Raw genomic sequence first — 10,983 nt, 5'->3', positions numbered from 1 at the left:
ATGGCCCTGGTACGAGCGCTGAACAAAATGACGAAAGCAGGTATGCCTGAAAGCGTGCGTATTGCCTGAAAACACAACCCGCTACGGGGGAGACTTACCCGAAATCTGATTTATTCAACAAAGCCCCTCCGATATTAAAATTGGCGACCTGCCTATTCTTAAAAACTCCGAAATCCAGAACTTCTGCCTCCACGGTACCGTGGGTTCCGGTAAATCAGAAGTGATCCGCCGGCTACTGAACTACGTGCGTGCCCGGGGCGATATGGCCATCATTTACGATCGCTCCTGTGAGTTCGTCAAAAGCTATTACGACCCGTCACTGGATAAAATCCTCAACCCGCTGGACTCGCGCTGCGCGGCCTGGGATTTGTGGAAAGAGTGCCTGACGCTGCCGGACTTCGACAACATCTCCAACACCCTTATCCCGATGGGTACCAAAGAAGACCCGTTCTGGCAGGGTTCCGGTCGCACTATCTTTGCCGAAGGCGCGTACCTGATGCGTGAAGACAAGGATCGCAGCTACGAGAAACTGGTCGATACCATGCTGTCCATTAAAATCGACAAGCTGCGCGCCTATCTGCAGAACACGCCGGCAGCGAACCTGGTTGAAGAGAAAATTGAGAAAACGGCCATCTCCATTCGTGCCGTGCTGACCAACTACGTCAAGGCTATTCGCTACCTGCAGGGCATTGAGAAGAACGGCGAGCCATTCACTATCCGGGACTGGATGCGGGGTGTCCGTGAGGACCGACCCAATGGCTGGTTGTTTATCTCCTCCAACGCTGACACCCATGCCTCCCTGAAGCCGGTTATCTCAATGTGGCTGTCGATTGCTATCCGCGGCCTGCTGGCGATGGGGGAGAACCGTAACCGGCGTGTTTGGATTTTCGCTGACGAGCTCCCCACGCTGCACAAGCTGCCGGACCTTGTCGAAATCCTCCCGGAGGCGCGTAAATTTGGTGGTTGTTATGTGTTCGGTATTCAGTCCTATGCCCAGCTGGAAGACATCTATGGCGTTAAGCCTGCCGCCACGCTCTTTGACGTAATGAACACCCGGGCCTTCTTCCGTTCACCCAGCAGGGAGATCGCGGAGTTTGCTGCCGGTGAAATTGGCGAAAAGGAAATCCTCAAGGCCAGCGAGCAGTACTCCTACGGTGCTGACCCGGTGCGTGATGGTGTATCGACCGGGAAAGAAAAAGAGCGGGAAACCCTGGTCAGTTACTCCGATATTCAGACGCTGCCGGACCTGTCCTGTTACGTCACGCTGCCCGGACCGTATCCGGCCGTGAAGCTGGCCCTCAAATACAAGCCGCGTCCGAAAATTACCGAGGGATTTATTCCGCGCCGACTCGATACGCGTGTAGACGCCCGGCTCAGTGCGCTGCTTGAAGAGCGGGAAGCTGAAGGGAGTCTTGCCAGGGCACTTTTCACGCCGGATGCGCCGGCATCGGGGCCGGCTGATACAGACAGTCACGCCGGAGAACAGCCTGAGCCGGTCAGTCAGCCTGCGCCAGCAGACATGACAGTATCTCCGGCACCGGTAAAAGCGCCGCCGACAACGAAGATGCCGGCAGCGGAACCTTCCGTCAGAGCAACGGAGCCGCCCGTCCTGCGGGTCACGACCGTACCGTTGATCAAACCAAAAGCAGCCGCAGCGGCCGCTGCTGCCTCAACAGCGTCCTCTGCCGGTATCCCTGCAGCAGCTGCAGGCGGGACAGAACAGGAGCTGGCGCAGCAGTCCGCAGAGCAGGGGCTGGACATGCTGCCGGCCGGCATGAACGAGGACGGTGTGATTGAAGACATGCAGGCGTATGACGCTTGGGCTGATGAGCAGACGCAGCGGGATATGCAGCGGCGTGAAGAGGTCAATATCAACCACAGCCACCGCCACGATGAGCAGGATGATGTCGAGATTGGGGGGAACTTCTGATGATGTCGATTGGCTCCGTTAAATCAGCGGGCAGTGCCGGTAATTACTATACGGATAAGGATAATTACTACGTTATCGGGAGTATGGACGAACGCTGGCAGGGTAAGGGGGCTGAGGCGCTGGGGATCGACGGGAAAGCCGTGGATAAGGCGCTGTTTACGGAACTGCTGAAAGGGAAGCTGCCGGATGGCAGCGACCTGACCCGGATACAGGACGGCGCCAACAGGCACCGGCCCGGTTATGACCTGACCTTCTCGGCCCCCAAAAGCGTGTCGGTCATGGCGATGCTGGGCGGCGATAAACGCCTTATCGATGCCCACAACCAGGCGGTAACCGAAGCGGTGCGGCAACTGGAGACGCTGGCCGCGACCCGTGTCATGACGGACGGTAAAAGCGAAACGGTGCTGACCGGAAATCTGATTGTGGCGAAATTCAACCACGACACGAACCGTAACCAGGAACCTCAGATACACACCCATGCCGTCGTCATTAACGCCACGCAGAACGGGGACAAATGGCAGTCTCTCGGCACAGATAAGATCGGTAAAACAGGTTTTATCGAGAACGTGTACGCGAACCAGATAGCGTTCGGGAAGCTTTACCGGGAGGCGTTCAAACCCCTGGTTGAGAAGCTTGGCTATGAGACGGAAGTCGTGGGCAAACACGGGATGTGGGAGATGAAAGGGGTCCCTGTGGAACCCTTCTCCACCCGGTCTCAGGAGGTCAGGGAGGCTGCAGGACCCGATGCCTCCCTGAAGTCACGGGATGTGGCCGCGCTCGATACCCGCAAGTCGAAAGAAGCCATCGATCCGGCAGAGAAGATGGTGGAGTGGATGAACACGCTGAAGGAGACCGGGTTTGACATCCGGGGGTACCGTGAGGCCGCCGATGCGCGAGCCGCAGAGCTGGCCCGTGCACCTGCCGCGCCGGTGAACACTGACGGTCCGGATATCACGGATGTGGTGACGAAAGCGATTGCCGGTCTCAGCGACCGCAAGGTGCAATTCACGTATGCCGACCTGCTGGCACGCACGGTCGGCCAGCTGGAGGCGAAGGACGGTGTGTTTGATCTGGCGAGAAAGGGCATCGATGCCGCCATTGAACGGGAGCAGCTTATCCCTCTCGATCGCGAGAAAGGCCTGTTCACCTCAAACATCCACGTTCTCGATGAACTCGCCGTCAAAGCCCTGAGTCAGGAGGTACAGCGCCAGAATCATGTCTCCGTCACGCCCGATGCGTCTGTGGTGCGCCAGGTCCCTTTCAGCGATGCCGTCAGCGTGCTGGCGCAGGATCGCCTGGTAATGGGTATTGTTTCCGGTCAGGGCGGTGCAACCGGCCAGCGGGAGCGGGTGGCCGAGTTAACCCTGATGGCCCGGGAGCAGGGGCGTGACGTCCATATCCTGGCGGCCGATAACCGCTCACGTGATTTTCTCGCCGGTGATGTGCGTCTGGCCGGGGAAACGGTGACCGGTAAATCCGCCCTGCAGGACGGGACGGCGTTTATTCCGGGCGGAACACTCATCGTGGATCAGGCGGAGAAGCTGAGCCTGAAGGAAACGATTTCCCTGCTCGATGGCGCGATGCGCCATAACGTGCAGGTCCTGCTCTCAGACAGCGGGAAGCGCAGCGGGACCGGCAGTGCGCTGACGGTGCTGAAGGACAGCGGCGTGAATACGTATCGCTGGCAGGGGGGCCAAAAGACCACAGCCGACATCATCAGTGAACCGGATAAAGGAGCACGCTACAGCCGGCTGGCACAGGAGTTTGCCGTCAGCGTACGTGAAGGGCAGGAAAGCGTGGCCCAAATCAGCGGGACGCGTGAACAGAGCGTACTCAACGGCCTTATCCGTGACTCCCTCAGACAGGAGGGGGTGCTGGGTGAGAAAGACACGACCATTACAGCCCTGACGCCGGTGTGGCTGGACAGTAAAAGCCGGGGCGTGCGGGATTATTACCGGGAGGGGATGGTGATGGAACGCTGGGATCCGGAGAACCGGACGCACGATCGCTTTGTCATTGACCGGGTGACCGCGAGCAGCAATATGCTGACCCTGAAAGACCGGGATGGGGTCCGTCTGGATCTGAAGGTTTCCGCGGTCGACAGCCAGTGGACGCTGTTCCGGGCAGATACACTGCCGGTGGCAGAGGGGGAACGTCTGGCGGTGCTCGGGAAGATACCGGACACACGCCTGAAGGGCGGGGAAAGCATCACGGTGATGAAAGTGGAGGAAGGGCAGCTGACGGTACAGCGGCCGGGGCAGAAAACCACGCAGACCCTGGCCGTGGGCGCGGGCGTGTTTGACGGTATTAAAATCGGCCACGGCTGGGTGGAAAGTCCCGGCAGGTCGGTTAGCGAGACGGCAACGGTCTTTGCGTCGGTGACGCAGCGTGAGCTGGATAACGCCACCCTCAACCAGCTGGCGCAGAGCGGAAGTCATCTCCGGCTGTACTCGGCGCAGGATGCGGCGCGTACGACGGAGAAGCTGTCGCGGCATACCGCGTTCAGCGTGGTCTCAGAGCAGCTGAAGTCCCGATCCGGCGAGACGGACCTGGATGCGGCCATTGCGCAGCAGAAGGCCGGGCTGCATACCCCGGCAGAACAGGCCATTCACCTGGCCATCCCGCTGCTTGAGAGCCAGGACCTGACCTTCTCCCGGCCCCAGCTGCTGGCGACGGCAATGGAAACCGGGGGCGGGAAGGTTTCGATGGCGGACATCGACACGACCATCCAGGCACAAATCAGGTCGGGGCAGTTGCTGAATGTACCGGTGGCGCACGGCTACGGCAATGACCTGCTGATTTCCCGTCAGACCTGGGACGCCGAAAAAAGCATCCTGACCCACGTGCTGGAAGGTAAAGACGCGGTGGCCCCCCTGATGGACCGCGTGCCGGCCAGTCTGATGACGGACCTGACCGCCGGACAGCGGGCGGCGACCCGGATGATTCTGGAAAGCACGGACCGCTTCACGGTGGTTCAGGGGTATGCCGGGGTGGGGAAAACCACCCAGTTCCGGGCAGTCATGAGTGCCATCAGTCTGCTGCCGGAAGAGACCCGTCCGCGCGTCATCGGTCTGGCGCCGACGCATCGCGCGGTCGGGGAAATGCAGAGTGCTGGCGTGGATGCGCGCACGACGGCATCGTTCCTCCACGACACGCAGCTGCTGCAGCGCAATGGCCAGACACCCGATTTCAGCAACACCCTGTTCCTGCTCGACGAGAGCTCAATGGTGGGGCTGGCCGATATGGCAAAAGCCCACTCCCTCATCGTCGCCGGCGGTGGACGGGCGGTGTCCAGTGGGGATAACGACCAGCTGCAGCCCATCGCGCCGGGCCAGCCGTTCAGGTTGATGCAGCAGCGCAGCGCCGCCGACGTTGCCATCATGAAAGAGATTGTACGCCAGATGCCTGAGCTGCGACCGGCGGTCTACAGCCTGATTGAGCGGGATGTGCACCGCGCCCTGACCACCATCGAGCAGGTCACGCCGGAGCAGGTGCCGAGAAAAGAAGGCTCATGGGCGCCGGGCAGTTCTGTGGTGGAATTCACGCCAAAGCAGGAAAAGGCGATAGAAAAGGCGCTGAGCGAGGGGAAAACCCTGCCGGAAGGTCAGCCCGCGACGCTCTACGAGGCGCTGGTGAAGGACTATACCGGACGGACCCCGGAGGCACAGTCGCAGACGCTGGTGATCACCCATCTGAATAAGGACCGGCGGGCGCTGAACAGTCTGATCCATGACGCACGGCGGGAGAACGGGGAAACCGGCAAAGAGGAAATCACCCTGCCGGTGCTGGTCACGAGTAACATCCGTGACGGTGAACTGCGCAAACTGTCGACCTGGACGGCTCACAAGGAGGCGGTGGCGCTGGTTGATAACGTATACCACCGTATCAGCAAGGTGGATAAGGATAATCAGCTGATCACCCTGACAGACAGTGAAGGAAAGGAGCGATTTATCTCACCCCGGGAGGCATCGGCAGAAGGCGTCACGCTCTATCGTCAGGAAAAGATCACCGTGTCTCAGGGGGACCGAATGCGCTTCAGCAAAAGTGACCCGGAGCGCGGCTATGTGGCCAACAGTATCTGGGAAGTGCAGTTTGTTTCGGGTGACAGTGTCACGCTGTCTGATGGCAAAATCACCCGTACGCTGACCCCGAAGGCGGAGCAGGCACAGCAGCATATCGACCTCGCCTACGCCATCACCGCCCACGGTGCCCAGGGGGCCAGCGAACCGTATGCCATCGCGCTGGAAGGGGTGGCCGGTGGTCGGGAACAGATGGCCAGCTTTGAGTCTGCCTATGTGGCTTTATCCCGCATGAAACAGCATGTTCAGGTCTACACCGACAACCGTGAGGGCTGGATAAAGGCCATCAAGAATTCACCTGAGAAAGCGACGGCGCACGATATTCTTGAACCCCGTAACGACCGGGCGGTGAAAACAGCCGATCTGCTGTTCGGGCGGGCAAGGCCACTGGATGAAACCGCCGCGGGCCGGGCAGCCCTGCAGCAGTCCGGTCTGGCACAGGGAAGTTCACCAGGAAAATTCATTTCTCCGGGGAAAAAGTACCCTCAGCCGCATGTGGCGCTGCCGGCATTTGATAAAAACGGGAAAGCCGCCGGTATCTGGCTCAGCCCGCTGACCGATCGGGACGGACGGCTGGAGGCTATCGGCGGAGAGGGACGAATTATGGGCAATGAAGACGCCCGGTTCGTGGCGCTGCAGAACAGCCGCAACGGAGAAAGCCTGCTGGCCGGGAATATGGGGGAGGGCGTCAGAATGGCCCGCGACAATCCCGATACGGGGGTGGTGGTGCGGCTGGCCGGTGATGACCGCCCCTGGAACCCCGGGGCCATGACCGGTGGGCGGGTATGGGCTGAACCGGCGCCGGTGGCTCCGGTACCGCAGGCCGGGGCTGACATTATCCTCCCGCCAGAGGTACTGGCACAGCGGGCGGCAGAAGAACAGCAGCGCCGGGAAATGGAAAAAAAGGCGGAACAGACTGCCCGGGAAATGGCCGGGGAGGCGCGTAAAGCCGGCGAGCCGGCGGACCGGGTGAAAGAGGTTATCGGGGACGTCATTCGCGGACTGGAGCGTGACCGGCCGGGTACGGAGAAAACGACGCTACCGGATGATCCTCAGTTCCGGCGCCAGGAGGAGGCGATTCAACAGGTGGCCTCAGAACGTCTGCAGCGTGAGCGTCTGCAGGCTGTGGAGCGGGACATGGTTCGTGACCTTAACCGCGAGAAAACCCTCGGGGGCGACTGACGCGCCTGCGGCTTGTCTGCTCCGGCAGCCTCCCCGATTAAAATCGGGCAGTCTGCCGGAGCGCTAAAAGGAAAAAAACATGAGAGCACAACACACATTTCCAGGTGCGACAGACCGCTGGCTTCATCGCCTGCTGACCTGGGCACCGGGACAAACGGATATGATTAAAACGGTCGCACTGGTACTGATGGTGACTGACCACACCGGCTTACTGCTGGCCGGAAACAATGAAGTGATGCGCCTGCTGGGACGGGGCTGTTTTCCGCTGTTCGGTCTGGCATGGGGAATGAATCTGGCCCGGCACGCGGAAATACGCCAGTCGCAGCTGAACAGCCTGTGGGGCTGGGCGCTGGTCGCCCAGGTGTCGTTTATGCTCATCGGGTACCCGTGGTATTCCGGGAATATTCTGTTTGCCTTTGCCGTCACGGGCCAGGTCCTGCGGTGGGTCAGCCAGCCGTCCTGGTATTACACCCTCCCGGCGGCTGGACTGCTGGTCGCCTGGATACCCCTGTCAACCGCCAGCTACGGCATGGCCGGAGTGGGCATGCTCACCGCCAGCTGGCTGCTTTGTCGCGCACAGCATGCACAGGAACGGCTGGGATACGGGGTGCTGTGGGCCCTCATGGTGTTGCTGATGAATATGCATGACGTGAGTGAATCAGTGGCCGGGCTGGCGATTGCGCTGCTGACGCTGATGGTGTGCTCATCTGCCGGAGAACGTGTGAAACGCTTCTGGCCGCGGCAGTTCTTCGTGATGTTCTATGCGGTGCACCTGGCGGTACTCGGTATTGTCGTCACGATGTAAAAAAAAACCGGACACAGGTCCGGGGGGCGGGCACATTGCCCGTAAACGTGACAAAGGGGACATCATCGTTGTGTCCACTGCATTGCGAGGTGAAACGATGATACCGTTAGCGTATCGTATAGCACAGACCTGTAGCTTTTATTGATATGGCCCCTTATGAGTGAAGAAAAACGCCCTGTACTGAGCCTGAAACGAAAACCGGCGGAGAACAGTACGGCCCCCGCAGAGGCAACCCCTGCTCCTGGTGTGGTGCGCCGAAAGAAGGTCGTGGTGGTCTCGTCCCCGCCGGCCTGGAAGGCAAAAAAAGAGAAACTTGAGAAGGTTAAACAAGCGGCCGAAGCCGCCGCGCGCAACGCTGCGCCGGTGCCGGTTAAAGCGGTAAAGACGCCACCTCCGGTGCGTTATCTTCGCCTGCTGCCGCCGGAACAGGCCATTATGACGCTGAAGGCATTCTGGCCACAGCTGTTCGACGGAAACTCACCCCGTCTGCTGGCAACGGGCATGCGCGAACAGCTGTTTGCCGACATTGTGAACCGTGACCTGCCGCTGTCGCATAAACAGGTGATTAAGTGCCTGAAGAGTCTGACCCGGTCTGCGGGCTATCTGTCCCGGATGAAGGAGGGAGCCGCCCGCTATGATCTGCAGGGGAACGCCGTCGCGACCGTCACTGCAGGGGAAGCGCAGTACGCCAGCGAGCGCATGATGAAAGAACTCCTGCGAACTGAGCGTATGCGGAGCCAGTCAGCTGGCTGAATACAATCGAGGAGAGGAAATGGATTTTGAAGCGCGGAAACAAAAGGCGCTGGCGATAATGGCCAGCTGTAAGATGTGGAAAAGCAATTATGCACCGCTTCTGATACGACTGTTGTGGCGGCTGGGGATAAACATTCCCCCGCTGCCGTTTGCTCCGTTCTGGCAGGTTTTTGGCGTGATGGCAGGCTCTTTCTCCGTCGGATACGGACTGTGGATGTACTGGATGGTGTGGCGGGCCCAGGGGATGCCACCCCTGTTCGCTTGCAAAATCAGTCTTATTGCGGGCGTGTTATTTGGCCTGACGATGGCACTGTTTCATCTGTGGCGCCGAAAGGTGAATAAATTACCTGACTGGAAAGATTTATAACGGAATCAGAAGAACGCCGGAAACAGGACTTACCCTGGCTGAATGGCATGAATTTCCGCGCTATGCACTTGCGTGCATACTCATGCATGCCGTAAAAACAGCCCCTGCGCGTTTCTGGCGGGTTTTCGGTGTTTTGCCAGTTTCCCGTCAGAAACGCCCTGAGGCCGTTCTGGCGGTGCTTACAATTAAGGGATTATGGTAAATGGTGACTTGGTTAATCATAAACATCCTGGGGGATGGCATACACCAGCTGGATATCCGGTGCATCGTTGAGCCATCGACCTGATTTTTTCATCAGGTAGCCACCAATTTCTTCGGTAGTCAGCCGAGCATGAAACAATGCTTCATCATTGAACCAGCAGTCAGGGTGATAGATGAGATCCAGTGGGTTTGCCCTGAAATTAATCTCCAGTAACTGGAGTGCATAGCTGTGGTCAGATGCACTACCTTCTGCTTTGCGTATGAAGTTGATAACGTCGTTCAGTTCTGTCCATGTAAAGTCATCAAGGTATTTTTCCTGATTAAGCGCCATCCTGGTGAAATCTAGTGCACTTGTCCAGGATGAAAAATCACGAAAATCAGAGAACCCGCAGGGTATGACGACCTGTGCATTCCAGTCTGCCATCATCTGTTTTAGTTCTTCATTGTTTTCGTCCATCCCGTTATCGATGTGATCGAGAATGCCATTCAGCTGACTGACCAGTTCTTTCATCTGTTTACGGGTGACCCGTGCGGGTTTCATTCGCTCAGGTAATGGCATCAGAAATACTCTCTTTTTTATCGTGCACTCGGGGGAACTAAGTAATCTATCGGGCTATGAATCAGAGCTCAAATCGTTTTTTTCTTTCTGATGATCCGCATTCTGCCTCGGGTCCGTAAGCGTACAGCGAGAACCGTATTGACGGGGATGTGTTATTCAGTTGGCAGTGTGATGCGCCAGGGTAGCAGCTCGCTGACCCGGTTGACTGGCCAGTCAGCTATGACGTCAAGGACATGGCGAAGGTAGCTTTCTGGATCCACGCCGTTCAGTTTGCACGTCCCGATCAGACTGTACAGCAACGCTCCCCGCTCACCACCGTGGTCTGAGCCGAAGAACAACCAGTTTTTACGACCCAGACTGACCATCCGCAGCGCATTTTCAGCGATGTTATTATCGGCTTCGGCCCAGCCGTTTTCTGCATAGTACGTCAGGGCCGGCCACTGGTTCAGGGTGTACGTGAACGCCTTTGCCAGCTCCGAGTGTCGCGACAGCGTTTTCATTTTTTCACGCAACCAGCTTTCCAGGGTACTAAGCAGCGGTTTCGTTTTCCGCTGACGTTCAGCAAGCCGTTGTTCCGCCAGCATTCCTCTTATTTCCGCCTCCACGGCATACAGTTCGCCGATACGCTTCAGGGCTTCTTCCGTCAGGGCTGACGGCGTGCGAACGTGCACATCGTGGATTTTACGGCGGGTGTGAGCCCAGCAGGCGGCTTCCGTTATCCGGCCATCGCGGTACAGCTCGTTGAACCCGGCGTACGCATCCGCCTGTAGCACACCGCTGAACCCCGCAAGATGGGTCTGCGGATGGATGCCTTTTCTGTCGGGGCTGTAGGCGAACCACACCGCCGGTGCCAGCGCTGACCCGGCGTTGCGGTCATCACGAACATACGTCCACAACCGCCCGGTCTTCGTCTTCTTATTGCCCGGCAACAGCACCTGGACCGGGGTATCATCGGCATGGAGTTTACCGTCAGTCAGGATATAGTCCTGAAGCGCCTCCTCCAGCGGGGACAGCAGCCGGCAGCATGCATCCACCCAGCCCGACAGCAGTGAACGGCTCAGTTCCACGCCCTGGCGACCGTATATTTCAGACTGACGATACAGCGGT

At 58.7% G+C, this 10,983-nt stretch carries 7 protein-coding genes and 1 pseudogene; 6 read left to right on the top strand and 2 right to left on the bottom strand.

Annotated features, from left to right (window positions below; genetic code table 11):
* The 6 genes and pseudogenes from MKS11_RS26680 to MKS11_RS26655 all read left to right on the top strand — a co-directional run.
* The coding region (locus MKS11_RS26680) for a hypothetical protein (protein ID WP_223349232.1) at positions 1-69 on the top strand (69 nt) is incomplete at its 5' end.
* A 58-nt stretch (positions 70-127) separates the two neighbouring features.
* Positions 128-1,930, top strand: a pseudogene (traD, locus tag MKS11_RS26675) (type IV conjugative transfer system coupling protein TraD); the annotation flags it as partial.
* Positions 1,930-7,191, top strand: coding sequence for a conjugative transfer relaxase/helicase TraI (gene traI / locus MKS11_RS26670; protein ID WP_284109781.1), 5,262 nt, complete (start codon positions 1,930-1,932; stop codon positions 7,189-7,191). The pseudogene traD and the gene traI, both read left to right, overlap by 1 nt.
* A gap of 79 nt (positions 7,192-7,270) precedes the next feature.
* Positions 7,271-7,996, top strand: coding sequence for a type-F conjugative transfer system pilin acetylase TraX (traX, locus tag MKS11_RS26665; RefSeq protein WP_004206764.1), 726 nt, complete (start codon positions 7,271-7,273; stop codon positions 7,994-7,996).
* Between the two features lie 156 nt (positions 7,997-8,152).
* On the top strand, positions 8,153-8,749 hold the full coding sequence (locus MKS11_RS26660; RefSeq protein ID WP_004178053.1) for a fertility inhibition protein FinO: 597 nt from the start codon (positions 8,153-8,155) through the stop codon (positions 8,747-8,749).
* Between the two features lie 19 nt (positions 8,750-8,768).
* Positions 8,769-9,116 (top strand): DUF6404 family protein, encoded by a 348-nt coding sequence (locus tag MKS11_RS26655; RefSeq protein ID WP_004152301.1) that lies wholly within the window; start codon positions 8,769-8,771, stop codon positions 9,114-9,116.
* 214 nt (positions 9,117-9,330) lie between these two features.
* Here the strand turns inward: MKS11_RS26655 and MKS11_RS26650 are convergent, their stop codons facing one another.
* Together MKS11_RS26650 and tnpC are read right to left on the bottom strand one after the other, a co-directional pair.
* Positions 9,331-9,876 (bottom strand): hypothetical protein, encoded by a 546-nt coding sequence (locus MKS11_RS26650; RefSeq protein ID WP_004206763.1) that lies wholly within the window; start codon positions 9,874-9,876, stop codon positions 9,331-9,333.
* A 152-nt stretch (positions 9,877-10,028) separates the two neighbouring features.
* The coding region (gene tnpC, locus MKS11_RS26645) for an IS66 family transposase (protein WP_284109780.1) at positions 10,029-10,983 on the bottom strand (955 nt) is incomplete at its 5' end.

The sequence above is a fragment of the Klebsiella sp. K5-45 genome, assembly GCF_030128605.1.
GTDB lineage: Bacteria > Pseudomonadota > Gammaproteobacteria > Enterobacterales > Enterobacteriaceae > Klebsiella > Klebsiella quasipneumoniae.
Note: the sequence above shows the minus strand (reverse complement) of the source record. Positions and strands in the feature narration are given on the sequence as shown.

Bases quoted from the DNA above. Each gene is read 5' to 3' on its own strand.
- traI (WP_284109781.1), top strand. From the start codon at position 1,930: ATGATGTCGATTGGCTCCGTTAAATCAGCGGGCAGTGCCGGTAATTAC.
- traX (WP_004206764.1), top strand. From the start codon at position 7,271: ATGAGAGCACAACACACATTTCCAGGTGCGACAGACCGCTGGCTTCAT.
- MKS11_RS26660 (WP_004178053.1), top strand. From the start codon at position 8,153: ATGAGTGAAGAAAAACGCCCTGTACTGAGCCTGAAACGAAAACCGGCG.
- MKS11_RS26655 (WP_004152301.1), top strand. From the start codon at position 8,769: ATGGATTTTGAAGCGCGGAAACAAAAGGCGCTGGCGATAATGGCCAGC.
- MKS11_RS26650 (WP_004206763.1), bottom strand. From the start codon at position 9,876: ATGCCATTACCTGAGCGAATGAAACCCGCACGGGTCACCCGTAAACAG.